The sequence below is a fragment of the Amycolatopsis sp. ATCC 39116 genome (assembly GCF_000231075.2).
Taxonomy (GTDB): Bacteria; Actinomycetota; Actinomycetes; order Mycobacteriales; family Pseudonocardiaceae; genus Amycolatopsis_E; species Amycolatopsis_E tucumanensis.
Genome location: NZ_AFWY03000037.1, coordinates 23,570 through 47,402, shown reverse-complemented (window position 1 = coordinate 47,402; position 23,833 = coordinate 23,570). Strand labels below are relative to the sequence as shown.

Sequence of the window (23,833 nt, the reverse complement as noted above, 5' to 3'; positions counted from 1 at the left end):
CGACGGTGATGAGAGGCTGAGCGACGACGGCGCCACAGGCCGGCAACCTCGTGAGCGTGGACGCGGGGCCACAGTCGAGCCATCGGTCAGCGATCTGGACGTGTCGTGGTCCTTCGAGCGACCACGACCAGCCGTCGGGCACGCGTTCGACCCGAATGGTGCAGATCGCGCACTTGCGGTCCCTGCTGCTGTTGGTCGAGACGAACTGGTGACGCCGCCCCGTCATCGGGTTCATCGGCCCTCCTCGTCGATGCGGGGCAGTTCCTGTGTGGGCCAATCCTCCGGCGGTGCACCTCGGAATTGGGCGCGTTCCTGAAGAAGCTGGCCGGGCGAGTAGTGCGGTTGAATCGGCGTTCGAGCCTGCCGATCTGCGGTCCGGATGCGCGCCAGGAGCGTCAAGGCGAGAGCGACCAGCAGCCAGCCGATCACCGCGACCACGATCCAAATCACCATCGCTGACCTCCGTCTCCGTCTGCTTGGTGCGCCAGGCGACCGCGTAGGGCGGCCATGGCTTTGTGGCGGGCGACCCGGATCGAGACCGGCGAGCTGCTCCAGCGGCGAGCGATCTCGCGATCGTTCTCCCCGAGGACATGGCACAGCAGCGCTTCACGGCGGCGCGGCACCATCGTCTGCAACACTCTGCTGATCTGCTGCTGTTGCCAGCGCCGTTCCACCACGTCGGCCGCTCCATCGGTGACCAGCGGCAGTGCTTGCAGGTCGTCGTGGTTCAGGATCACCGGCCGCTTCGCGGCGCCGCGCTGAACGTCGGCAATCCGCCGCGTGGTGATGGTGTGTACCCATGCCAGAAACGGCACGTCGCCTCGGACTTCATACCGGTCGAGACCGGTTTGGACGCTGAGCCACACGTCCTGGACGACGTCGTCGGTGCTGCTGCCGGCCGCGCGCAGCGCATACCGGTGCGGGCGGCAGTAGCCACTGATCACTGACAAGAGCTGGGCGGCCAGGGTTTCGAGGGCCGCCCGGTTGCCAGCCTGCGCTTGCGAAACCCAGATCGGCCACTGGTGCTTCACATCCCCTCCTCGTCCCACTGCGCTGCAATGCGGTGAGTTGAGGACCTGAGCTTCCCTGGGGCTGAGCGTGGTGATCGTGTCGGTCATGCAAGGCCTCCTTGAGCAGCGGGTTGCGGGCAAGGCAACGTCGCCAGCGGGGACATGGCCGCTGGCCCGGTCGAGAAGCTCGACCGGGCCAGCGTGGGCGGGCTGGCTGTGGCTCCGACGACGTCAGGCCGCCTGCGTTCGTCGGGCCCGGGATAGTGCCGACCGGATGCTGGCGGGCTGGACCTTGAATCGCTGCGCGATGGAGGCCACGGTGTCGCCGCTGTCGAGAAGCTTCTGGATCTCATCAACGGGCGGGAGCAGCTTTCGCCGGTTGGTCGGCAGGTTCGTGACGCCCTGCGGGCGGGCATCAGGGTGGTCAATGGCGTCGTCGTCCCACGCCGCCGGTGGCACCCATCCATTAGCGCGGGCCTGGTTGCGTGCTTTGGACGCCGCGGTGCGTTCGTTCCGCGTCGACTCGGGGGGATGCTGGTCCCACAGCTCGTCGTACAAGGCACGGACCTTGCTGGCGGTGGCGGCGGTGACCTTGGCTTGGTGCATCATCGTGCCGAAGTTGGCGCGGCTGAGGCCGAGCCGTTCAGCGAGGCGGGTTTGGTTCCAGCCGATCGCGACGAGCGCCTGCAGCCGCCGATGGGTGCCGGTGGCAGCGATGTGGACCTTGCCCGCGACATTCTCGCGCCGGGGGCGGACGGCGAGGATCTTGCGCGCTGTGTCGGGGCGGACACCTTTCGACGGGCCCATGCCGCGTGCCGGGCATCCGGTCAGGAGTTTCGAGATCGTGTTTTCGCTGACCCCGCTGAGGGCGGCGAGCTGGCGGCGGCCGATGCCGGCGGCGCGGAGCGCGAGCACGTGCTGGCGGACGGGTTCGGCGTCGACGTACGGCTTCCGGCCGTAGGCGCGCTGTCGGCGACGGTTGTTCTCGTAGGCACGGTGGGCTGCTCTGCACCGGAGGCAGCGGCATTTCTCGACGACGAATTTCACGCGCGTGCCGTGCGGACGATGGGTGGCAGGTTTCGGCGCCTCCTGGAGGCGGGGTGCGTTCACCCGGGTCTCCTTCGACGGTTGAGAAGTGGGGCTGGAACTGGGCAGAGATCCAGCCGGTGGACGAGGCTTCAAGCTGTGGCGAGCAAGGACCGTGGTGGTCCGGTCTACAGCCGTTCAAGGGTGGTGGTCTGGTTCTGGTCGGAAGAGGGGGCGGCCCAGTAGCCGCGCAGGTCTTCCGGTACGTCCTTGAGCAGCAGAGCGCCGGTGCCGTTGCCCAGGTCGGTGTATTCGGCGACGGTGCCGTCGACGCAGACGTTGCGGGCCCCGGTGCGGTTCTTGTCGTGAAAGACGCGGACCAGCCGGACTCGGTCCCCGGGCACGATTCGATTCATCTAGGAGCTCCTTCCTGTCGGTGGTGTCGGCGCAACAGAAAAGGGCCGGGTCTCCCTTGTGGAGACCCGGCCCTTTCGGGGTGGTTCTGGTCAGCGGTTGCGGCGTTGGTGTTCGACTTCTTCGGCGTAGAGCGCGGCCATCGCCGAGAGCGCCATCGCTTGGATGGCCTGCATCTCCTCGGACGAGCCGTTCTTGGTTCTGCGGTACGCATTGTCGGCGCGCTTGTACCAGTCCCAGGCGTCACTGGCGATGTCGTCCGGCTCCTGTTTGGCCACCCCTCAAACCTCCTGCTCACTGCGCGTCGTAGGTCGAGGGTAGCGGTGATCAGTGACAGATGGGCTGAGCTGCCCGCCCCAGCACCCGGGCCGCGGGCGGCCGGATACTGGGATGGCCGCTCAGACCTTGGCCATGTAGCGGCCGTCCTCCATCCGCACGGCGTGGCCCTTCTTAGCCAGCTTCTGCAGGTGTCGTCCGGCGACCTGGCTGGTCATGTCGAGAGCCCGCCCGAGGGTCGTGGGGGTTTGCGGTGTCTCGATGAGGACGTCCATGACCCGCTGCTCGGCCGGCGTCAGGGACTCGACCTCCCCGGTAGGGGCATCCTCCTCCCCCGGTTCGCGCTGGCCGGCCTCAGTGGCGTGGCTGCCGAACGGGAACCGCACGACCTTGTTCTCGTTCGCGCCGCTGGTGTCGTCTCCTTCCTCGTCGTCGGGTTCATCGGCGACCAGGGCGGCGGCCGCGACGCCCTGAGCGGTGTGCTCGTCGAGCACGCCGGGGTCGAAACTGGTCATCCACTCCTCGGGCTCGCGGTCGGAGGCGTCGAGGTTCGGGCCCCGCCACAGGGCGTCCGGGCGGTCGCCGAACGGGGAGAACCCGTAGCCCTTCGGGGGCAGGGTGTCCAGCGCCGGGCAGCTGGCGGGCAGCATGCCGATGCGGGACTTGTCGGGCAGCCGCATCGCGGCGAAGTTGTTGCCCGCGAGCAGCGCGGAGCGCAGGCGGGCGGAACCGCCGAAGGTGGCGGTCAGGTCGAAGTCCTGGCTGGCGGTCAGGATTCCGACGCCCAGCTTGCGGGTCTGCTGGCCGTACTGCCCGAACACCTCGCCGTAGGTGCCCAGCTTCTGCTTGCCGGCCATGCGGGGCATGCAGAACACCTCGTGCCCTTCCTCGAGGATCACGATGACCGGGGGCCGGTTCGGGTCGTAGGTGTAGCGGTTCTTCAGCTCGCGACGTTCGCGCAGTTCTGCGTTGCGGGCGCGCATGATGGCCGAGACCGTCGCGGACAGCTCCCGGACGCCGTTCTCGGTGAACGGGAAGGTCTCGTCGGCGTGGTCGTTGAGCGCTGCGCTGGATGCGCCGCCCTGCCCGTCGATGTAGAGGATGTGCACGCCGAGGAACCGCAGACCGATCGCGATGGTCTCCATCAGCTTGGTCTTGCCGGAGCCGGTGCCGCCGAGCACGAACATCGAGTTGACGCTGCCCGCGTCGATCACCCGGTAGGCGGTGTAGCCGCGGCCGTCGAGGTAGTGGCCGTAGACGATGTCCACCGCAGCGCCGGGGGTGATCTCCCAGCGGGAATGGACCGGCTTGCCATCGCACAGCACGATCGGCCCGTCATAGGTGAACGAGGGTTCGGTGATCAGCTGGCGCATGATCACGCGCGCGGGGTGCTTGGTGAACTCGAACGACAGCTTGTCCTCGAGCACTCCGATCGCAAGGGCGATCCGGCGGTGCACCTGTGGCTGCTTCAGCTGGTCGCGGGTGACTGCGCCGTCCTGGTCCAGCAGGATCTCGTACTCGTCGACGCTGTCGTTGGATCCGAGGTAGGTCAGGGTGGCGCCGGCGACGGGACCACGCTCGCGGCCGATGCGGGCGTGCCAGGCCTGCACGATGCCACGGACGCGCTGGGTGAGGGCGTCCTGCTTCTCGGCTTCGGTCGCCTCCTGGATCTCCACGACGTTGAGTTCGGCGATGTCGTCGGGCAGCGGGATCGGGTGGTCGTGTTCGCGCCACCAGGGCAGTCCCATCCAGGCCGCGCCGCCGGCGAGCGCGAGCCACATGCCGGCCTGACCGGTGCCGTGCACCAGCGGCATCGCGGTGGTCCAGCCGCACAACATGGCCAGGGACGCCTTGAGCCGCTCGGTGAACTTCGCCGGTGTCTTGGCCTGCAACTTCTTGCGCCAGGCGATCAGGGACGCGCCGGCGGTGGTCGCCGCGCACAGGGCGCTGATGCCGATCGGTGATCCAGATCCGTATTCGGCCAGGAGGTAGGCGGCTTCGCCGACCGCGGCATAGGGGGTGGCGATCTTCCACGGGGCGAGCTGGGCGCGGTTGCGATGCACCGCGGACTTGACGTCGGCGTAGACGCTGGTGACCGTCTCCGTCGCCACGGTCTTGGCGCGCTGCCGGATCTGCTCGCGCCGCACCTGGACGGTGGCCTCCCGGCGGGCCTGCTTCCACAGCACGGCGTCGGTGGTGCGTTCGGTTGGCGGCTTGCGCAGCTCGGCGTGCGCCAGCTCGGTGAACAGGGTCTGGGCCAGGGTGTCGATCTTCTGGGCGCGGACGGCGGCCACGTCCACCGCGGTGTCGTCGATGGTGGCGTCCGGGGCCTGCGGGATCGGGGTGGACACGGCGAAGCTCCTCTCCAGGGTCGTCGTGGGGGTGGCGAGGTGGGGCTGAGCAGCCCAGAGGCCACACCAGCCGGTGGGGTTGGTGTGGCCGAGTGCGGCTCAGGCGTTGGCGTAGAACCCGGTGTTGTCGGCGACGGAGGACTGGGACTGCACCTGCTCGGCGATCCCGAGCTGCGAGGTGAACACGGCCTCGGCGGCGTTGAGGTCGCCAGTGGCCGAGCCCAGCGCGTCGTCGGTCGTGGCCAGCAGGGCCTCGACCTGCTTCAGGTTGTTGATCAGCGTCGTGAAGTGCTCGTGGATCCGGGCGATGGGGCCAGTCACCGTGCCGTCGAAGCCCTGGCCGGCGAGCGTGGACTGCGCGGTCTCCAGCGCGGCGAGCTGGGCCTGCAGGTCGTTGACACTCGCGGTGGCCTGCGCCTTCGTGGTTTCGAACGTGCTGGAGATCTGCGCGCAGTAGTTCGAGGTGGCCGTCACGTAGGCCAGGGCGCTGGGCAGGTCGGTGATCTCACCCGAGTGCGTCGGTGTGGTCATGGCGGTGGGGGTTCCTTCCGTGCTATCGGTGTTGTCGCGGTCCGTCGGGGTGCTGTTGTCGGCGTTCGCGTCGTCCTCCTCGGTGTTGTCGCCGTTCCCGTGGGGTTCCGGCATGGTGGTCGTCGAGTCGGTGTCCGGCTCGGAGGCACGGTTGCGGAAAGGCAGGACGGTGGCGTTGTTGAAGGACTCCAGCCCGAGGGCGTCCTCGAACGGCCGGTTGAGCAGGCGGTCCATCTCGTCCACGTTGCGGATCACCCCGGCCTTGCGGGCATTCACAGCCCATGCCGCCAGCTCGCCGTGCATGTATTCAGGCATGCCAGCGGTGGCCGCGAGTTCGGTATAGCCGCGCTGGTACAGCTGGTCGCGGATCGCAAGCCGCTCCGGACCCGATAGCTTGTCGTAGTCCTGTTCTGCGGCCCAGAACAGCTCGTTGTTGTCCATGGCCCGGGCACGGTCAGCGGGGTTCATGGCAGCAAGCCGCGCAGCGCGTTCTTGCGGCGTCTCACCCTCGGGGGCAAGGATGATGCCCGCGGAACCAGAGGCACGGCTGCGCTCGAAGGCGCGGTCATTCGCCGTGCCCCCCTCATCGTCGTAGTTGCCGGGACTGGCGGAGGGGGCGCCGTCGGTGGAGTCCTCGTACTCGGCGTAGCGCAGCTGGTTGTCGACCGGGTCGGCCGTGCGTTTCTCGTTCTCCTTCCAGGCACGGGCCTCGGTGCGGCGTTCCTTCACGCCCTCAGCCCAGATCTTCGCGGCCTCCCAGGAGGTGTTACCCATGCCGGCGACGGTGGCGCCGATCTTGTCCCACCGCTGGGCGCGGCGCTGCAGCTTCGCCTTCTCGCGGGCCACGTTCTGGGGGCCGTTGTCGCGCAGGAATTCCATGCGGGCGGCGTGCTTCTGGGCGGCCTTGGCGTTGTGGTGCTCGACGGCGTTGCGCCAGCGTCGCCGCCACGGGCCGGTCTCGCGTTCGGGGGCCTCGCCGCGCGCGGCGCGCTCCTTCTGGCGCTGACGCCATTTCTCCAGGCTGGGCGGCGTCTGCCCCTTGGCCTGGGCAATGGTGTCGGTGACCGCGGAGGCGACGGTGCGTGTGACCAGGACCGAGAGGATGCCGGCCAGGATCAGAGCGGAGAAGGGGTCCATCAGTTGTGCACCTCTTCCGGCTCGTAGATGGCCACGGAGGTGGCCGGGGCCAGCGGCCACACCCACCCCGGCTGCTCGGCGGTGGTGACGAACACGATGGCGTCGCCGTGCCCCTGGTCGGCGTGGGTGACCGTCTCACCGCCCGACAGGGCGCTGACCTCGGCGAGGCGATCGCCGGGGATGAGCTCGTCAGCCCGCACTGTCGTGACGGGCGGACGAGGTCGCCGCAGCAGTTTCATCGCGGTGGTTCTCCTTCCTGCTCGGTTCGTTGGTGCTGGTGGGCGTGCCCGCGCCGGGAATCGAACCCGGCCACCCGTGAGCCCGGCGCCGTGGCAGGTGGCGCCGGGGGTGCACCGTGCGGGCTGTGGTGGAGCGAGGGTGAGAGGGCATCAGGAGATGCTGGCGATCACGGTGGGCCCGACGTTGCCGACGAGGTGGGTGAACTCGAGGACCTGCGCGGCGAGCGGGCCGCCGGCGACCAGGGCGAGAACGGGCGCGGTGTAGATCGCGATCTTCGCCCAGGAATCCGGCTTCTTGTCCTTGACGACGTCCCAGATGCCGAGGCCAGCCACAATCACCAGAAGCACGGCGGCCACGACCGCCGAGCCGGTTCCCAGCAGCTGGCCGACCAGGCCGAAGATCCAGGACGTGATGTAGGCGGCGACGCCGCCGAGGGTCCCCCAGCCGAAGGGCAGCGGGGCGAGGATGAGCGCCCACGTGCCCAGCGCGAGCAGGACCACGTTGAAGATCCAGCCCACGCGCTTGAGCTTCTGGGTCTTCCAACGGATGACAAAAAACAGCAAGGCAGCAAGCCACAGCATGAGACCTCCAGAACGACGGGTGTGGCGAGTGAAGGGGGTGCGCGGAGCCGCGCGAGGTGAACGGGCTGAGCAACCCAGAGGCGGCGCCCGCCTTGGTGCAGCGCGGGCGCCGTCGAGTGCAGCTCAGAACCGCGGGTGGTTCAGTCAAGCTGCTGCTGAACCCAGGCGACCGGGTACAGCAGCCACGCGATCAGCTGGCGGGTGGGCGGGAACACCAGTGCCAGGCCGAGCAGGAGCAAAAAGACGGCGAACCGGGCCTGGTGGTCCACGATCCACTCCCACGTGCGCACCGCCGCCTTGTTCGCGGCGGCCACGTAGCCGTGGGCGATGCTGATCTTGCGCAGCGGTCCGTCCGCGGCCAGCTGCCGTCCATGCTTGGCGCGTCGGATGGCCTCGGCGATCGAGGGCGGCCGGTCGGTGTAGAGGCCGGCCTCCGGGGTGAACACGGTCCGCAGCCACGCAACCCGCTCGGTCAATGTGCCGCCAGTGGCGTCGCTGTCCGAGTCCTGCCCGGGCACCGCGGGAACCTCGATGGTGTCCTCGGTGGGATGGACCGGGTACAGGTGGCGAGGCTGGTCGAACCGCTCGGCTGCCGAAGTGGCGGCCGGATCCGTTGGCTTACCGGTGTGATCGGGCAGCGCAGACACGGCTACCTCCTTCGTGAATGGGGCTGGGGCTGATCGATGCAGGGCTGAGCAGCCCAGGGGCGGCACCGGCTGTTGACGGTGCCGCCGAGTGCGGCTCAGCGGGGCCGGGTCAGGCGGAGTGGCGGGTGTCGTTCTGCTGGCGGCGCACCGCGGCGCGGCCCTCGCGTACCAGCAGGGCGGTGCGCTTACGCTTGGCCCGATGCTGTTCTGCTGCGGCGCGGCGGGTGCGTTTCGCTGACGGCGACAGCGGTTCGCCTGTCATGAAGATCCGGTCCCCCGCTGCGATCAGCGCGTCCACCGCCGCCGCCAGCTCACCAGAAACCTGGTACTTCGCCGCGGCGCTGCGCACGTATTCGCGAGCGATGTCCAGCTGCCGCAAGGGGTCGCTGGTGCCTGCCAGTCTGGCGTTGATCACGGTGCGGGCGCCCAGGTGTTGTTTGCGGCGCTTGGCCTTCTCAACTTCACCGGGCGGGAGGTGCTGGCGGATCTTGCGCGTCTTGCCGCTGGCGGTGCGGCGAGCTTTGCCGGTGTCGATCGACCTGACGTGGCCGGCCAAACGCGGTCACCTCCGGGAGTGTGCACTGAGGCGTCAGATGAATACTTCGAGGTCGGGGTCGTCGCCCGGCTCCGGTCGCTGCGAGGTCCACTTCAGCGAGAGCACCGAGCCATCCGCGGACTTCCAGTCCAACTCCACGTAGGGGCCGATCTGGGCGTTGGCCCACTCGGTGGCTTCGCTGGGCGACAGTGACGCCGCCCTCGCGATCACCTCGGGGTCCTCTCCCGGGACGAACTCGGTGAGCTTCCACTCGACGAGGGCCAGACTCTCCGCGCCCTCCAGGACGTAGCTGATCACGGTTTACCTCCAGGTATGAGCAGTCCGACTCCCACACCGAGTGGGTGCTGGCCACCGAATCGACTAGCGTTCAACAAAGGGGGGCCCCGTCGCGGCACTCCAGGATGTAGCCGCGTTCCTCGGCAACCCATCGGGCGGGCTTGAAGTGAAGAACGTGCCCGCACCATTCACACTGACCGTTGCCAATGACACGGCCAGTCGCCAGGTCGCGCCACAGTTCCAGCGGGTTGCGTGAGGCACTACGCGGGCCGGTGTCCGTCTGTTTCATGTCTGCTCCCTCATGAGACCAAGCCCCTGAGCCGGGTCCTGGGCGGTGTGTACGGGCGGATCGATCAGTCGGTCGTTTTCACCTCGGCGAGCCAGTTCCGCACCGCGCGGTCGGTGGGCAGCGGTCGGCCTGTGGACTCGAAGTGGTGCAGGACCTCGCCCGAGTTCGGCAGTTCGTCCTGCTGGAGTGCCCAGGCCAGCACCTCCTCGCGTGTGATCTTGTTGCCGCTCGGCTTCTTCGCCGCAGGCCGCGACTTGGCCGGACCGGGCGTCGTCCGCGAGGACGCGCGTGGTGTGGGCGGTGGCGGTGTGGCGGGCTGCTCGGGCTTACGTCGCTGCAGCTCCTGCTCCTTCTCGATGCGCGCCTGCTGCTGGCGGGCCCGCTCGATCTCGGCCTGTTGCTTGGCCTCGAGCTCGGCGATGGCCTTGTCGTACTTCTTCTTTTCGGCGAGGTACTCGGTGCCCTCGCCGAAGCCGTGCACGACGTGCAGGAGGAAGCCGAGGAAGGCGATGCCTCCGAAGATGATCGCCATGCTGGGGTTTTTGGCCCACCAGTGAGTCAGGTTCATCCCGGACGCTGCCGCCGCGGCGGCGAATGCGATGAGCAGGAACGGCACCCACTGCGGCTTTCGGCGTCCCTTGGCGCGCAGATCCAGCGCGGTGTCGCCTGAGGAGACCATGACGGTTTCTGCGGTGGTGGCGATGATGGTGGCGGCGAGGTAGCCGGCCCACCCGAGGTGGAACAGGTCGCCGAAGAAGATCACCTGGCCGATGGCGCCGGTGAGGATGGCGATCCAGTAGACGGCGACCAGCCCGCGCTGTCCCCAGTACTCCGGAGCGGTCGGCGCCTGTGGTAGCCGCGGGCGGGGCTGTGGCAGCGGCGCGGGCGGCGCGATCTGCACCGGGACTGGAACGGCGGCGTGCGCGGGGGTGGGTGCTGGTCCCGCCGTCCGCTCCTGGTCTGCGTTCGGCGCGGGAGCGGGCGGCGGAGTTGTGGGCGGGTGTGCCGGGTGGTGGGCCGGCGCCTCCGGGGCGGTCGCGGCCCGCTCGATCTCGGCGCTGTCGAGGCCGGCCACGATCTGGTGGAACTGCTCGTCGGGTCCGGGGGCGTGCGCGCCGATGGCGTCCACGACGGTGCCTCCTTCCAAGGCGGGTGTGCAGGAGTGTGAGGGGGCCGGTGATCTCGGCCGATGTGCAAGGGCTGCTGATCCGGTGGCCTGGGAAACACACGCGGGTGGGGAGGTCGCGCCGGGCTGGGGGTCCCCCGGGCGGTCCCGCGTGTGCTCCCCCGGTGCCGGAGCACCAGGTCATGGGAGTTGGTTACAGCTGTTGGGCGTTGGCGAGCGCGTCCCAGAGGCTGCGCTCGTGCTCCTCGATCGCGGCCAGCCGGGCGGTGTTGATCTCCGGGGCGATCCCGTTCGCGATTTCGCGGCGGCACCGTCGCTCGAAGATCTCGTCTGCCTCCAGTTGGGCTCGTAGCGTGAGCCGGAGGTCATGTCCAAGGTCGCCGGTGACGGTCACCATCGCGGCCGCCCTTCCCGCTCCTCGAGTTCCGGGAGCTGGACCGTGCCGTCTTGGCCGACGACCGTGGCCGGTTCCGGGACGTAGACGACCTTGGTCGCCGGGCGGGGCCGCATCAGGTTGGCGGCCTGCCGGGTGATCCAGAGCAGGCCGATCACGACCGCGGCCGCGAGCAGCATTCCCACCGTGGTGGTGACGATCGGGTTGTGGGCCAGATCCGGCACGGTGACGCCGGTGAGGACACCGGCGCCGGCCAGGCCGGTGATGGTGGCGGCGGCCGTGGTCAGGGCGGTTGCGCGGCGCGCTCGGCGGGACAGCAGCAGGGCCGCCACCGGGGCGGTAGCCGCGCCGGTCCCGCCGGTCGCGAGCAGGGTGGTGAGCACGGACATTTCAGCGCTTCTCCTTCGTTCCGGACAGGATGGGTGGATCGGCGGGGACCGTGATCGGGCGACCGTTGATGTCGGTCTGTGTCGGTTTGGACGGCGAGGTCGGCGCAGACTTGCTCATCACGCCGCCCTCGTCTTGGCCCGGCGGAGTGCCCGGCGCTCTTCGGCGGTCAGGCCGCCCCAGATGCCGTCGTCGAGACCGTCGTTGAGCGCCTCGGCCAGGCAGTCACTGCGTACCGGGCAGTGGTCGCAGACCTGCTTGGCCAGCTCCTCGGTGTAGGGGTTGGAGGGTTCGAAGAACGCCTCGGCCAGTTCCACGGCTGGGATTCGGATATGCGGGTTGAGTCCGCTTGGCGTGGGACGGCAGGCGGCGTGGTCTCGCCAGCTCATGCCGCCCTCCCCAGCTCAACGTCCTCGGGAATCGACTCGCCGGGCTGCGGCATGTTGGCTCGCAGCAGCATCAGCTCGCGGTGCCGCTGTTCGTAGGCCGAGAGCGTGTTCGCCGACGCGATTCGGGCGTCGATGTCGTCGTCCTCGAGCTCCTTGGCGGCCCATGCCTCGACGGCCAGTAGGTCGGCGACGGTGGGCTCGTACTCGGGCAGCTCCCAGGCGGGCAGGTCCGACGGCGGGATGGTGATCGCGTCCGGGGCGAGCAGGGCGTTGAACTCGCGGTTCCGGTCGACCGGCTCGGCGAGCGCGTCGTCGAACCGGTCGGCCGCGTCGACGAAGGTGGCGTCGCCGAAGACGTCGAAGCAGTCGGTGATGGTCATTGCCGTACGGCTCCCTTCCGAAGTGGACGAATGGAAGGGCCCGTCCCGGTGTGCCAAAGCACCGGGACGGGCCGGGTGGTGGTGGTTCCCCGGCACGCCCTCACCCGGCGCTACTCGGCGAGCAGCGGATCAGGTGAGAGCGACCGGCAAACCCCACTTGAACTGGGTGTTTGCGTTGAGCGTGTGCGGTCCTTGGTTGACTCCGTTCCGCGCGGGGCGGGGCTCCTGGGGGAGCAGGACCGGAAAGACATCTCCCACGTCGGCTGGACAAACGTGAGGGCGGCCGCTTCGGGGCTGTTGCGTGGTGCCGTACGCCGCTCAACCCGACTTCCCAAGCCCGTGAGGGCCGACCAGAAGCGGCGGAGACAAGTCAATCCGTCCAGCTTCGCCTGCATTTGCCAGGTTCCCCTGGCCGCGGTGGGTGCTCTATCGGGTCTTGCAGGCCACTCGTAGCTCCCAGCGCAACGCGGGCCGCAATCCCATCCGCTCGCCTCATGTCCCAGGTCGAGGTCTGCGGATCTCACTATGTAGTTCTCTGCAGTTCCCTCGGGCACGTGCCGATGGGGTGGGGCAGCCACACGGGTGCAGGCCCGCCGCTCCCGACGCCGGGGGCGCCGACTGTCGGAACAACAACCCCGGATAAGACCTTTAAGGGGGGGTTGAATCTTCAGTTTGCAAGTCCCCCTCTGCGCTTCAAGGGGGGGTTGTATCGCCAATCTAGACAGTCCCCCTTGAGGCCGTCAAGCCCCCCTGAGAGGATTGGCGAAGATTGATGCCGTGGAACAGGACGGACCGCCGGATGGATCAACTGAAAGACCTGGTCAAGGCTGATCTCGAGCGGCTCGCGGGCACGCCAGCTGAGGCGCGCGCGAAGCAAGCGATCGAGGCATTGGCCCTTCACCAGGAGTGGGTCAACGAGTACAGCCGCGTCCGCCGCGAAGCGTTGGGCGAGCTGATCGGCGAGGGCAAGACCCCCAATGAGCTGGCCAAGATGCTCGGCATGACCCGGTCTCGTGTTGACCAGCTACTCACCTCTGGCCCCAAGCCGGAGCGCGCCTTGTTCGGCACGGCAGCACTGACTGTCGCGATCGGGGGCAAATGGGAAACCCGCGCCGGCGGTACCGGAGGGCCAAACGTCGAGCCATCCGCTGTGCTGTCCGAACAGTCCTTGGCTGCGTTCAACCTGATCGCCGAAACTGTCAGCGACTACGGACTAAAGGCCAGTTACCAGGTCGTTCCTCCACCTGGCCTAGTCCAGCTGAACCGGTCGAACCTCATCGTCATCACCAGTCCTCGGCTTTTGCCAATCGTGGGCCAGGTGCTCGAGGCTGACGAACATCTCGGCTTCGCGGTCAACGGGAGGGGCTGGTACCTGGTGGACAAGACCACCGACACCAGGTTCCGCTCCCCCATTGACGAGGGCGTGCCCGCGGACTACGGCTATATCGGCCGGCTTCCGCGGCCGGACGGCAAAGGCACGTTTCTCTATCTGGCTGGCATTCATGCGATGGGGACCCTCGGCGCTGCGCACTACCTCACCAGCCACGTTCATGAGCTCTACCAGCAGGTGAAGACGAAGCGGTGGTCAGCGCTGGTCAAGTGCACCTTTGATCCAGAGACTCGCGAGGTTGAATCAACCGAACTGGCCACACCGGTCTACACCGACAAGTAGGGAGGCCACCGAATGATCTTCGCAGGGACCACTGTCCCCGGCGGTGCTGGCGAGAACGAAGACTGGTTGGCCGCTACTCCAGATCTGGTCGTGGTGCTCGACGGCGCCACCGTGCGGACCGAGACCGGCTGCCATCACGGCCCCGCCTGGTACACGCGCAAACTTGGGGCCGCCATCATCGCGGCAGCAGCGGATCGACAACTGACACTCGGTGAGATCCTCTCGACCGCCATTGCCGAGGTCACCCAGCTTCACCCAGAGTGCGATCTCACCCGTCCAGGTGCCCCATCGGCCGGAGTTGCCATAGTGCGAGATGAAGGCACTGTGCTGCGATACCTAGTCCTTGGCGACATCACGATCGCCGCCGACGTTGCGGCCGGCATTAAGGTGATCAGCGACGATCGAGTGAGCAGCACCGCGTTGGCTGAGCGCGCCGCTGCGGACCGACACCTCATCGGTACACCGGAGAAGGCTGCGGCACTGATCAAGATGAAGGAGATCGAGCTCGCCGCCCAGAACCACGACGGTGGGTACTGGATTGCCTCAGCTGATCCCACGGTCGTCGACCATGCAATCGCCGGGGAGTTCCGGACGGACGACCTCCGACAGTTCGCACTGCTAAGCGACGGGGCAGCGCGCCTAGTCACGGGCTTCGGCTTCATCAGCTGGGACCAGGCGCTCGACCTACTCGCCACAGCAGGCCCAGCCGAGCTCATCAACCGCACCCGAGCAGCCGAAGAGGCCGACCCGCTCGGCGAGCGGTATCCCCGCAACAAGAAGTCCGACGATGCCACGGTCGTCTACGCGAGGATCTAAATCCTGGGTGGCGAGGGTGGGTGACCAGCAGATGCGCTGGTCACCCACCCTTTCACACGCCTGTTCCACTATGGATTTCTCAAGGACCCGATGACTTGATGTTGCTTCGGGTCCTAGGTCTCTCGGCAGTGTCAATCTAGGGACACTCCACCGTGTCACCACTTTGTCACCTGCGAAAACCACGCCCGATGACGCAACTTGGATGGCATGAGCCTCGCGCACCTGGAAGATGAAGACATGAGTGAACCTGGCCGGATCGAATGGGGCGATCGGATCCGCCGTGAGCGCGAACGCCGACGCTGGTCTCAGTCGGAGGCCGTCCGCCAACTGCGCGAAAGCGCCCGTGTGCACCACGACGTTGAGCTCGCTGATCCCGAAAACCTGTTGCGCTCATGGAAGCGTTGGGAATCGGGCAGAACCGGCATTCGCCCGGATCATCAGCGCTACCTCGCCACGCTCTTCGACACGGTTCCTGGAGCTTTGTTTCCCCTGGCGCGCCCAACGCTCACGGTGCCAACAGGCGACGTAGGCGAGTTGCTTCAACAGCTCCAGGCTTCAAGTGTCGATGACGCGAGCCTGCACGGCATTGCGCTCACGGTCGACAAGTTGTGCTCGGAGTATCCCTACGTCCCAGCTGGTCAACTTCTGACGGAAAGCCGGGCGTGGCTGGGGCGCGTCGTCCAACTGACCCGTCAGTCCATGACGTTGGCTCAACGACAGGAAGTCCAGGTCCAGGCTGGATGGCTTGCGTTGCTACTCGCCTGCGTGCAGTACGACATCGGTGACACCGCCTCCGCAAGTGTCACGCGTGGCCATGCCCTCAGCCTCGGCAAAGAGGCCGGGCATTCCGAGATCCAGGGATGGGCCTACGAGATCGAGGCCTGGCAGGCATTGACCAGCGGCAACTATCGCGGAGTACTTGCCGCCGCGGAAGCTGGCGCCGCGGTTGCTGGTAACTCACGCGTCGCCGTGCAGCTCGCGGGGCAAGAGGCCAAAGCGCTCGTCCGGATGGCACGTCCCGACGACGCACGCCGTGCCCTTGAACGAGGCCGTCGGCTACTCGAGCCCATGCCGTACCCCACGAATCTCAGCCATCACTTCGTGGTCGATCCTGCAAAGTTCGACTTCTACCGCATGGATGTCCACCGCATCGCCGGCGACGACGACGCAGCTGAGCAGCTCGCGCACGAGGTTCTCACGGCTGGAACCTCCCCAGACGGCACCGAGCACTCCGTGATGCGGAACGCCGAGGCACGCGTGACCCTCGGGACTGTTGCTGCGCGTAAGGGCGACGTTGACGGTGCCGTCGAATACGGGATACGCGCACTCTCGGCCGACCGTCGATCTATCCCGTCTCTGTTGATGGTCGCTCAGGACCTCACTGCTGCGATCACCGCCAGCGCGCCAGACGCAGCGCCAACACGCGCCTACCTTGAACAACTCAACGAACTACGGCGACGCCCATAGTGGCCTGCCCCTCACGCCAAGGATCGTTAGCCTCCATAGCGCGTTCCGACACGCCGAAACTTGCAGGTCAGCCCGGAAACCCTAGAGTTTCGCTAACTTCAGCTGGACCTCTCGCCTTCTTTGGAGGAGCCGCGATGACCACGATGACCGCCGAACGCGTCAGCAAGAACCCCGCTGACCTTCGACGCGCCCTCATCGCTGTCGACGAGCTGATCTTGACTTTCCATGGCAAGCCCTACGCCCACGTGATGACCCCTGGCAGGGCCGAGCGGGAGCGCGCCGAACTGAAGCGCCTCCGCTCCGAAGTTGAGGATTTGCGCGCCCAGCTTAAGTTGCGCGCCGAGAAGCTGGAGGTGTCACCGACCTAAGCCTGACCTTTCGCGTTCGCCCGAGACGGTGCCGAACCACCACCGTCTTACGAACACCCCCAGACAGGCGAAAACCCTCCGCTCTTCCTTTGGCCGGGAACGCGGAGGGCTTCCGTAACGCGTGGAGTACCACTTCACCGCCATGTGGAGAACCACCACCACATGGAGCCCCTCGCCCTACAGCGTGGAGCGGACGGCTTTGCGAGATGTTACCGCACCCAGCTGTCAAACTTCGACGTTTCGGGGCGGTCGTCACGGCGACGTGGTGCTTCGGCATGATCATGAAGGATCTTCGTGGCACTTGCAGTGATGGACTGGGCAACCGAGGATGCCCCAGTCGCGAACGTCTATGAACGTCTGATCTTGGTGCTCCTGGCCGATCGGGCCAACCTCGACGGCACTGACGCATACCCCAGCGTTCGCCGGCTTGCGCGCGCGGCCATGTGCAGCGAACGCACCGTGCAGACCTACCTGCGGAGCATGGTCGAGCGCGGGCTGATCGCCCGCGGAAACCAGGATGCCGCCCGGCACATCGACAAGCGCTACCGACCGACGGTCTATGACGTGCTGATGCCCTACTCCGCCTACGGCACGGAGAAGTGGAAGCGGGCGAACCGCGAGCGGGCAGAGAAGGGGCTCAAGCCGCTCTCCCCCGAGGATCGCCCAGACATCGCGCCGCCACCGCAGACCGGCCGCGCGCAGCGGTCTGACAAGGGCAAGCCGAACCCCAAGCGGTCCCGGAAGAAGGGAACCGATTCCAGCGTCAGTGCCACCGGGACCATGCCGGTGACCAGCGGAAATGTTCAGGGGTGCACGCTATTCACCCCTGACGACAGCACCGCGGATGCCGCATCAGGGGTGAATGACATTCAGGGCTCAGGGGTGAATAAGAAACACAGCTCAGGGGTGCACACCATTCACCCAAACCTGTCCTTATCCCTACGGGAACCGGTCCAGCCTCAACCGGTCCCTGAACCCTCACTTCGTTCGGGTTCTGGTGGTGACGATCCGTCCGTCCGTCCGTGTGGTGACGCCCGCGGGCGCGAGGCCGCGGCTGCCGCCGCCGAAGCCCGCAGCGCGGACGGACGGACGGACTCTCCGTCCGAGGAATCCAACCAGCCGTCGGCTGCGGCCCTGGCGGTCGCTGAGCAACTCCTGGCCGAGCGTGAGATCGAGGCTGGACTACGGCGGCTGGACTGCAGGACGACCCAGCGCAGGACGCTCAGGCGCCGAGTAGCCGCTGCCATTGCGGCTGGTCATGAAGTTGAACGCGTGCGCGGCTACCTGTTGGCCAAGTTCCGTGAGACTACGGGTCGGAAGATCACCTTCGTGATCCGTGCCTTCGACCCCGAGCACGCCCCGGACCTCGTCGACGCCCAGGCCGTCGAGCACGCCGATGCACGTGCCGCGCGCTGCCGTGCACCGCAAAGTCCCACCCCAGCGACTCTGGAACGACCGGCTACCAGCCCCGTGGACTGGCTTGATGACGCCCAGTTCGCCGCGCTCGGTCCCGCGGACCGAGCGACCCTCGTCGCCCATGGCCACCGCCCCCTCGCCGAGCTGCCAAAGGGAGTCCAGGCGCGCCTACACCGCATCCGAGCGCTCACCGCAGCGTGATCAAGTCGCGCTGAGAGGCCCCGAAATGCCCTCTCAGTTCGCCGCTGACGCCCGGACAGCCATTCGGCTGTGTCCTTGCACCCCTGGACCGGCAGAAGCGATCTCAGGGCGCACATCGACCAGATGTCGGCCGGCTCGGATACGGGAGGGCGGCGGAAGAGGGTTCGTCGCAGGGTGGGAGGTGATCTTCGTTCGCATCCGACAGCGAAGGTCAGCGCCGACGAGCGCTGCTGGCCGAGGCTCGCCAGAACCAGTCCTCCCTCGGGGTCGCCAGCCTCACCGCGGGTGCCCGGGCTCGAGCAAGCTGGCGGACGGAACAAGAGCCGCGCATCAGGCACGCAGCCCACGCTGAAGCGGCGCCGGATCACCCGCTGTAACCGAAGGCGCATGCGTGAACCCGCGTCCCCGCGCCGGCGAGCGCAGGCACTCGGAGCGCGGGCCTAAGCGGCGCGTCGCGCGCGCGTATACGCGTGCGAGGCAAAGCCCCAGGTCGTGGGGTTCATGAACCTCGATTGAACCGTGGCCTTGAACCTTCTGAACCTTCTACGGAGAGTGATCGAGGCTGCGTTCCGGGATACGGGGTTGCTCGCCGTCGCGTCAGTGGGGCGAAGCGGCAGCAGAGATCCCATGACGTTGAGGCATCCGTCGGCGGGGAGGTGCGCGTGATGCAGCTGTTCGTGCCCGGCTCGTGCTGCCGACGGGGTTGCGACGAGTCAGCCGGTTCCGGTGCCGCGTCGCCTCGGGGTGGCGTCGGATGGGGGCCGCGGAACCGTCAATCCTGGCGGAACCTGCGGCCGCCGTCAGACGGAACTGGCTCGGCGCCTGGTCCGGGACCATGGCGGAACGGCCGGTCCTCGTCCAGAACGAGTACGAGCTGTACGGCCGGAACGAATGAGTGGAACGGCCGCCGGAAAACGGCTGCTGACCTGCGGAGTTCCGGTGTTCGTTCCGTCTCGTTCCGAGAGGCGTTCCGCCTTCGCTGCAGGAACCGTTCCGCTGCCGGTTCCGCTGGTCTCGTCCGAGAGGCCCTCTGGCTCGTTCCGGTTCCTGGGCGTGGATCTCGGAAGGGATATCGTTCCGTCGCCGCCGATCTTCCCTTCCGCCGCCGACGTGAGCCGTCATCCGCACCTATTCCGGAAACACTGTTACGGAATCCGGAGGATGTGAGGCGTTTCCGTCGGAAACGCCGACGTGTGTCTGCAGGGCTACAGGCCGACCGTCCTATGCTGGGCGCGCTCCCGAAGCAAGATCCCCCGGGACGTACACCGTCAGCGGCCCGCGCGGCAGCCACGCGAGCCCCGGGGCCGGGAGCTCTCCACGTACCGCCTCCACGACTCGAAGGGTGTACGAATGCCCCGCAATTCAGGCCGGAACCGTACGGGTGGAGCCGGGGCTGCGACGGCGACCCCGCCGCCAGTTGCTCCAGTGCCCGCTCCCCTACCCGTCCCCGTAGTCGCTAGCGAGGACGAGAAGCCGAAGTCGCGGAGCGGTGGGCTGGGGTCATACGGGATAGCCCGCCTTGAGCGGGAAGTCGCCGAGTTCCCCGATCGCTTCCGCATCATCGACATCCCGCTGGACGACATCGTCGAAAGCCCGTACAACCCCACGCATCGGCAGGAGCCCAACGAGGAGGAACTCGCGGACATCCTGCCGAGCGTTCGCGAGTTCGGCGTCATGTCCGCCGTCCTGGTCTGCGAGCGGGCCGCGCTGGTGCGCAACTCCCCCAAGCTCGACCAGCTGACCAAGCGTGGTCAGTACGTCATGGTGGCAGGTCATCGCCGGAAGGCGGCCAGTCGGCTCGCCGGCCGCGACACCGTCCCCGCCGTCGTTCGCAACGAATTCGCCACGGCTCGTGCGCTCAACCAGATACGTCTGGCCGAGAACGGCGGCCGACTTCAGCTCACCCCGCTGGAAGAAGCCGAGGGCTACCAGCTCCTGGTGGACGACGGCATGTCCTATCAGCAGATCGTGGACACCGTCGGCGGTGCGGTCAGGAGCAAGGGGCAGGTCGCCAAGCGGCTCAAGCTGCTCCAGCTCACGCCGCTAGGCCGCGACCTTCTCAATCGGCAGGAGATCACCGTCGACGGCGCCCTTACCTTGCTGTCCAAGTTGCCGGAAGCCGGCAGTCAGGATCGAGCCCTGAAGGCTGCCACCGCCGGACCGCCGGGGGAGCGGCTGTCGCTGAAGGCGGCGATCGAGCAGGAGAGCCGGCGCCTTGAACTCGAGGGTGCCGTGGCATCCGCCCGCCAGCAGATCGCCGAAATGGGCCTCGAGGAAATCGACCCGACGGGGCGCTGGGGCGACGCAGCATGGTTGCACCGGCTGGCGACCGAGAACGAGGTCGAGATCGCGCGCGCGGCCGGTGATCTGGCCGGCGCGGCCGTCGTCGACGGTCGGATCCAGTACTTCCGCAAGAGCGCATCCCCGACCGCCTCCGGTGCGAAGGCGGAGAAGGTGAAGAGCTCCACAGCGACCGATACCCCCGCCGATCTGGAAGCCGCCCGTCTGGCGCATGAGCAGCGTCAGGCGCACTACGACGCGTCCGCCGCTCGCAAAGACGCCTGTCGCCGGATGGTGAACGAGTTCTCCGAATTCCGCGACAGCCGGCGCCAGGCCCTGATCGAGATTCTGGCGGAAGCTGTGCTCACAGGCAGCACCGACAAGGCGGTTCTCCGCCGGCCTGAGGTTGCGGAGTGGACAGGAACCCAGATCGCGACCGAGTACGACCTTGGCGAGGTGATCCGCGATAACCGTGCCGAGGCGAATAGGCTCGCCTTCGCCACCGCCCTGGCCGTGCTGGAGGCCCAAGCTGCCGACGACAAGTACCTTGGCGACCGCCCGTGGCCGCCCGCGGTTCAGCGCTACGTTCGCCGCCTGGCCGAGCTCGGTTACCACTCCCTCACTGCCTACGAAGAGAAGAAGCTGGCCTGACAGCCACCGTTTCCGTCGGAAACGCCGCCATGCAGCCTGGCCGTTTCCGACGGAAACGCTCCTCCCCTCACCGTCACCGTTTCCGTCGGAAACGTCTATCCCTGAAGGGCACCCCATGCCGGAGATCAGCCCGCGCCACGAGAGCGGCCTCGAGCGGCTCAACCGCGCAGTAACGGCCTACCTAGAGCAGTCCGCGCCGACGACAACGCACGAACTGGGGTCTGTGGGAGAGGCTGGGTCGGCGGGCAAGACCACCACTCTCGTGACCTTCGCCGCCCTGCTCGCCCAACTCGGGTTCGAGGTAGAGATCGTTGACCTCGACGGCCAGGGCAACGCCTCGAAGCACCTTGGCATCGGGTCAAGCCCGTACGAGGAGGATCGGCTCGTCGAGCCTGGCGGCGCGTACCCGGTGCCCCTGATGCTCGGCGACGCACTGCTCCGTCGGAAGGCCAAGTTCCCGGGCGAAGATGCGCCACGCGAGATCACCTTGGACGACATCCGCCGTTGTGCCTACAACGAGCACGGCATCCCCGGATACGGAGTGATCAACGACGACCCGGACACCATCGCGTGGCTCAAGCGCATCCACGTGTACCCGAATGGACCGTCGTACGTGACGGGGGAGAAGATCGACTTCTATCAGGACGAGGCAGAGCTGTCGAAGGATCCCTTCGCGGGCATGGTGCTCAGCCGTCTGATGAACAAGGTCACCACGCGACCACACTTCCGCTTGTACGACCTGCACGGCACCAAGTCACTGTCGATGATGTCCGCCCTGGTCAGAATGAAGCGCGTCTTCAACTGCGTTCAGCTGGATGACAAGACCACCGGTCCCGACCTCGACCACCTCAAGACCACCATCGAGGAGGTCCGCGAGTACAACCCGGACCTCCAGCTGGCCATGATCCTGCCGTGCCGAGTCAAAGCCGAGCGACAGCGCGGGAACCACGGACGCGAGATGCTGAAGCGCCTGCACGCGCGCCACGGCTCGCTGGTGGCTGATGTCGAAATTCGCGAAGCAGTCACAGTCAACGAGGCGTACACCAACCGCGAACCGCTACCACTGTGGGTGCCCAAAGACCCAGTGACCGATGACTACCGGCGTGCTCTGGCCTGGGCGTTCGAGCACGGCGTGTTCAGCTGAGCGTTTCCGACGGAAACGCTCAGGCACCCAACCAGGCTTACCTACTCGCGTTGCTGCCGCTGCCTTGCGGCCGTCAGCTGCGCCACGACGTGTCCCTCCGGCGCCGGTCGCTCGTTCTCCGCGGCGTGGATCCGCCTGCTGCCGGCCTGCCACCTGTACAACAACACGGGCAGGAGCATCAGCGCATGCTGGTCTGTGGCGAGCAGCAGGGGAGCGTTCAGTGTCCTACAAGAGCTGGGCCGGGTTCACAATCGATGACAGCCGCTACGACAACGCCACCTTCGTCAACGGGCTCGGGCACGAGCCACCAGGCACCTATTACACGATCGGTGGCCCGCGCTCCGGGCCGCGCCGGCCACCAGAAGACCGTCCTGTCGTTGCCCCGGACCGCGACAGCTGGTCGGTGGAGCTCCCGGTCATCCTCTGGATGCTTGATCAAGTCGAACGCGGAAGCCTGACGTCGGCGCGGATGCGCGAGCTGCTGGTCGAGGCCACCGCTCCGGTCAGCGGGTGCTGCTATGCCTGCGACGAGGTGAGGGAACCGGAGGACGAGCTCCTTGCACGCCTCGCTCGGGAACGGCAGGAGTGGATTGCATGGTGGAACTCGCTCACCGGGGAGTCCCATCCCTACGTGCTGTCCAGCAACAAGATCCATCGCTGGGACTGCCGAGCGGTGGGCGAACAACCTCAACCGCCGCCGCAGTATCACTCGAAGCACGAGTACGTCACCCGAGGCTGCCTGGAGCCAGAGATCTGGACCCATCACAAGCGGGTGACGGTCGACGAAGCGCGCAAGTGGCTGTACCAGTTCCGCCGTCGCACGTACGCGCCTCGTTGCAAGGTCTGCGCGCCTGAGCTGCCAGGTGCCTGGCGGGGCGAAACCTCGGATGTGGCCAGCACCCGCTAACTGGGGCGTGCCGTCACAGCCAGAAGTGGAAACGCCGTTACCAGCCCGCGCGACGTGAGCTCGGTCCCGTCAGCGTCTCGGGCGGGCGGCACGAGGGGAACGGTTGATGGACGAACTGAAGGTCTTCCGGGATGCGCAGCCGGAGCTCGAGCGGTGGCGGCTGCGTCAGCTGCGTCTTGAGGAACCTGAACGGGGCAGCGAGCTCGCCGATGACGACAAGGCGTTCGAGTTTCACCGAATCAGCCAGGTGGTGCGCGTCAGCCTCATCTTGGCCGGCGAGCACTTGCGGCTGGTCTGGGACGGCCTGCAACGCGGCAACCTGTACACATCAGCGCAACACACCGCGGTCCGCGGCGGCTTGGTCGGCGCGGCACAGGCTGTCTGGATCACCGCGCCGGATGATCACGTCACGCGGCGCCGACGCGGCCACGCTGTGATTGCGGAGTCGTACGAACAGCTGCGCAAGTATCACCAGCGAACGCTCGATCTCTCAACGGAACTAGGGTTCACGGCAGAGGACGAGCAGCAGGTGCGGGAGCAGATCGAGTGGATCAAGACCCGCCAGTACGCCCTGGCGGTGGTTGAGCCGGCACCGATCCGAGTGAACCTCGCGGACGCCCTGCGTGACATCGCCCCGGTTGTGTTTCCGGACGATCCGCTGCGACAGGGTGGTCTGCGTATTGCGTGGAACGTGCTGTCCTCAGACGCCCACGCGCTCATGGGGAGCGTCGCTGCGAGAGCCGTTTTCGCTCCAGCTCGGTCGGCCGGACGAAACGGGGGCCTATCGATCGGTGTCGCTGGTGGGCAACTCGGCGAGCTTGCCGGCTGGTACGACCTGGCCGTGCACTGCCTCAGACGAGGTTGGCGGCTGTTCGACCGGCGGTGCGAGGGGGAGTGAGCG

General features: G+C 67.3%; 27 protein-coding genes. 9 read left to right on the top strand and 18 right to left on the bottom strand.

Translation table 11 applies throughout. From position 1 onward, the window contains the following. Positions 1 to 231 precede the first annotated feature (231 nt). From AMY39116_RS0329115 to AMY39116_RS46365, 17 genes are all read right to left on the bottom strand, one after another. Positions 232 to 453 carry a hypothetical protein gene (locus AMY39116_RS0329115; RefSeq protein WP_020421133.1) on the bottom strand — a complete coding sequence of 74 codons (222 nt, stop codon included), beginning with the start codon at positions 451 to 453 and terminating at the stop codon, positions 232 to 234. Further along, positions 447 to 1,118 carry an RNA polymerase sigma factor gene (locus AMY39116_RS0329110; protein ID WP_084506179.1) on the bottom strand — a complete coding sequence of 224 codons (672 nt, stop codon included), beginning with the start codon at positions 1,116 to 1,118 and terminating at the stop codon, positions 447 to 449. Before AMY39116_RS0329110 ends, AMY39116_RS0329115 begins: the two co-directional genes overlap by 7 nt. Before the next feature lie 123 nt (positions 1,119 to 1,241). Beyond that, positions 1,242 to 2,120, bottom strand: a complete 879-nt coding sequence (locus AMY39116_RS43725; protein WP_157358722.1) for a helix-turn-helix transcriptional regulator — start codon at positions 2,118 to 2,120, stop codon at positions 1,242 to 1,244. A 104-nt stretch (positions 2,121 to 2,224) separates the two neighbouring features. After that, positions 2,225 to 2,452, bottom strand: a complete 228-nt coding sequence (locus AMY39116_RS0329100) for a hypothetical protein (protein ID WP_027936313.1) — start codon at positions 2,450 to 2,452, stop codon at positions 2,225 to 2,227. A 90-nt stretch (positions 2,453 to 2,542) separates the two neighbouring features. Continuing rightward, positions 2,543 to 2,728 (bottom strand): hypothetical protein, encoded by a 186-nt coding sequence (locus AMY39116_RS0329095; RefSeq protein ID WP_020421129.1) that lies wholly within the window; start codon positions 2,726 to 2,728, stop codon positions 2,543 to 2,545. A gap of 120 nt (positions 2,729 to 2,848) precedes the next feature. Next, entirely contained in the window at positions 2,849 to 5,077 is a 2,229-nt protein-coding gene (locus tag AMY39116_RS0329090) for a hypothetical protein (RefSeq protein WP_020421128.1), read from the bottom strand. A gap of 99 nt (positions 5,078 to 5,176) precedes the next feature. Then, positions 5,177 to 6,745, bottom strand: coding sequence for a hypothetical protein (locus tag AMY39116_RS0329085; protein ID WP_020421127.1), 1,569 nt, complete (start codon positions 6,743 to 6,745; stop codon positions 5,177 to 5,179). Continuing rightward, the gene (locus tag AMY39116_RS0329080) at positions 6,745 to 6,984 is read right to left on the bottom strand and encodes a hypothetical protein (protein WP_157358721.1); all 240 of its coding nucleotides are present in this window, start codon (positions 6,982 to 6,984) and stop codon (positions 6,745 to 6,747) included. Before AMY39116_RS0329080 ends, AMY39116_RS0329085 begins: the two co-directional genes overlap by 1 nt. Before the next feature lie 150 nt (positions 6,985 to 7,134). Further along, complete coding sequence (locus tag AMY39116_RS0329075; protein ID WP_157358720.1) at positions 7,135 to 7,566, bottom strand: hypothetical protein; 432 nt, start codon at positions 7,564 to 7,566, stop codon at positions 7,135 to 7,137. 140 nt (positions 7,567 to 7,706) lie between these two features. Beyond that, positions 7,707 to 8,213, bottom strand: coding sequence for a hypothetical protein (locus tag AMY39116_RS0329070; RefSeq protein WP_020421124.1), 507 nt, complete (start codon positions 8,211 to 8,213; stop codon positions 7,707 to 7,709). A gap of 109 nt (positions 8,214 to 8,322) precedes the next feature. Further along, the gene (locus AMY39116_RS0329065) at positions 8,323 to 8,769 is read right to left on the bottom strand and encodes a hypothetical protein (RefSeq protein ID WP_020421123.1); all 447 of its coding nucleotides are present in this window, start codon (positions 8,767 to 8,769) and stop codon (positions 8,323 to 8,325) included. A gap of 33 nt (positions 8,770 to 8,802) precedes the next feature. Then, positions 8,803 to 9,066: a hypothetical protein gene (locus AMY39116_RS0329060; RefSeq protein WP_020421122.1), complete on the bottom strand. Its 264-nt coding sequence runs from the start codon at positions 9,064 to 9,066 to the stop codon at positions 8,803 to 8,805. A 332-nt stretch (positions 9,067 to 9,398) separates the two neighbouring features. Next, positions 9,399 to 10,463: a hypothetical protein gene (locus AMY39116_RS0329055; RefSeq protein ID WP_027936312.1), complete on the bottom strand. Its 1,065-nt coding sequence runs from the start codon at positions 10,461 to 10,463 to the stop codon at positions 9,399 to 9,401. 190 nt (positions 10,464 to 10,653) lie between these two features. Continuing rightward, positions 10,654 to 10,857 carry a hypothetical protein gene (locus tag AMY39116_RS0329050; protein WP_020421121.1) on the bottom strand — a complete coding sequence of 68 codons (204 nt, stop codon included), beginning with the start codon at positions 10,855 to 10,857 and terminating at the stop codon, positions 10,654 to 10,656. Next, entirely contained in the window at positions 10,851 to 11,243 is a 393-nt protein-coding gene (locus AMY39116_RS0329045; protein WP_020421120.1) for a hypothetical protein, read from the bottom strand. Before AMY39116_RS0329045 ends, AMY39116_RS0329050 begins: the two co-directional genes overlap by 7 nt. Before the next feature lie 117 nt (positions 11,244 to 11,360). After that, positions 11,361 to 11,630, bottom strand: a complete 270-nt coding sequence (locus AMY39116_RS43720; RefSeq protein WP_084506178.1) for a WhiB family transcriptional regulator — start codon at positions 11,628 to 11,630, stop codon at positions 11,361 to 11,363. Then, positions 11,627 to 12,010 (bottom strand): hypothetical protein, encoded by a 384-nt coding sequence (locus AMY39116_RS46365; RefSeq protein ID WP_020421118.1) that lies wholly within the window; start codon positions 12,008 to 12,010, stop codon positions 11,627 to 11,629. Before AMY39116_RS46365 ends, AMY39116_RS43720 begins: the two co-directional genes overlap by 4 nt. Before the next feature lie 799 nt (positions 12,011 to 12,809). On the opposite strand from AMY39116_RS46365, the gene AMY39116_RS0329030 reads away from it, so the two are divergent. The 7 genes from AMY39116_RS0329030 (at position 12,810) to AMY39116_RS0328995 (ending at position 22,025) form a co-directional block, all read left to right on the top strand. Then, on the top strand, positions 12,810 to 13,682 hold the full coding sequence (locus AMY39116_RS0329030) for a hypothetical protein (protein WP_027936311.1): 873 nt from the start codon (positions 12,810 to 12,812) through the stop codon (positions 13,680 to 13,682). Positions 13,683 to 13,694: 12 nt separating this feature from the next. Further along, the gene (locus AMY39116_RS0329025) at positions 13,695 to 14,498 is read left to right on the top strand and encodes a hypothetical protein (RefSeq protein ID WP_027936310.1); all 804 of its coding nucleotides are present in this window, start codon (positions 13,695 to 13,697) and stop codon (positions 14,496 to 14,498) included. 207 nt (positions 14,499 to 14,705) lie between these two features. Continuing rightward, the gene (locus AMY39116_RS43715) at positions 14,706 to 15,965 is read left to right on the top strand and encodes a hypothetical protein (protein ID WP_202961468.1); all 1,260 of its coding nucleotides are present in this window, start codon (positions 14,706 to 14,708) and stop codon (positions 15,963 to 15,965) included. 134 nt (positions 15,966 to 16,099) lie between these two features. Then, on the top strand, positions 16,100 to 16,333 hold the full coding sequence (locus AMY39116_RS0329015) for a hypothetical protein (RefSeq protein ID WP_020421114.1): 234 nt from the start codon (positions 16,100 to 16,102) through the stop codon (positions 16,331 to 16,333). 294 nt (positions 16,334 to 16,627) lie between these two features. Then, positions 16,628 to 17,950, top strand: a complete 1,323-nt coding sequence (locus AMY39116_RS44820) for a helix-turn-helix domain-containing protein (RefSeq protein ID WP_157358719.1) — start codon at positions 16,628 to 16,630, stop codon at positions 17,948 to 17,950. Between the two features lie 1,425 nt (positions 17,951 to 19,375). Next, positions 19,376 to 20,881, top strand: a complete 1,506-nt coding sequence (locus AMY39116_RS0329000) for a ParB/RepB/Spo0J family partition protein (protein ID WP_020421111.1) — start codon at positions 19,376 to 19,378, stop codon at positions 20,879 to 20,881. Between the two features lie 115 nt (positions 20,882 to 20,996). After that, entirely contained in the window at positions 20,997 to 22,025 is a 1,029-nt protein-coding gene (locus AMY39116_RS0328995; RefSeq protein ID WP_084506176.1) for a ParA family protein, read from the top strand. A gap of 41 nt (positions 22,026 to 22,066) precedes the next feature. Here the strand turns inward: AMY39116_RS0328995 and AMY39116_RS47930 are convergent, their stop codons facing one another. Next, positions 22,067 to 22,192: a hypothetical protein gene (locus AMY39116_RS47930; RefSeq protein ID WP_020421109.1), complete on the bottom strand. Its 126-nt coding sequence runs from the start codon at positions 22,190 to 22,192 to the stop codon at positions 22,067 to 22,069. Between the two features lie 53 nt (positions 22,193 to 22,245). On the opposite strand from AMY39116_RS47930, the gene AMY39116_RS0328985 reads away from it, so the two are divergent. Then, a complete protein-coding gene (locus AMY39116_RS0328985) occupies positions 22,246 to 22,932 on the top strand; it encodes a hypothetical protein (protein WP_020421108.1) in 687 nt (228 codons plus the stop codon). A gap of 106 nt (positions 22,933 to 23,038) precedes the next feature. Further along, positions 23,039 to 23,830, top strand: a complete 792-nt coding sequence (locus tag AMY39116_RS0328980) for a hypothetical protein (RefSeq protein WP_020421107.1) — start codon at positions 23,039 to 23,041, stop codon at positions 23,828 to 23,830. The last annotated feature ends 3 nt before the right edge of the window (positions 23,831 to 23,833 follow it).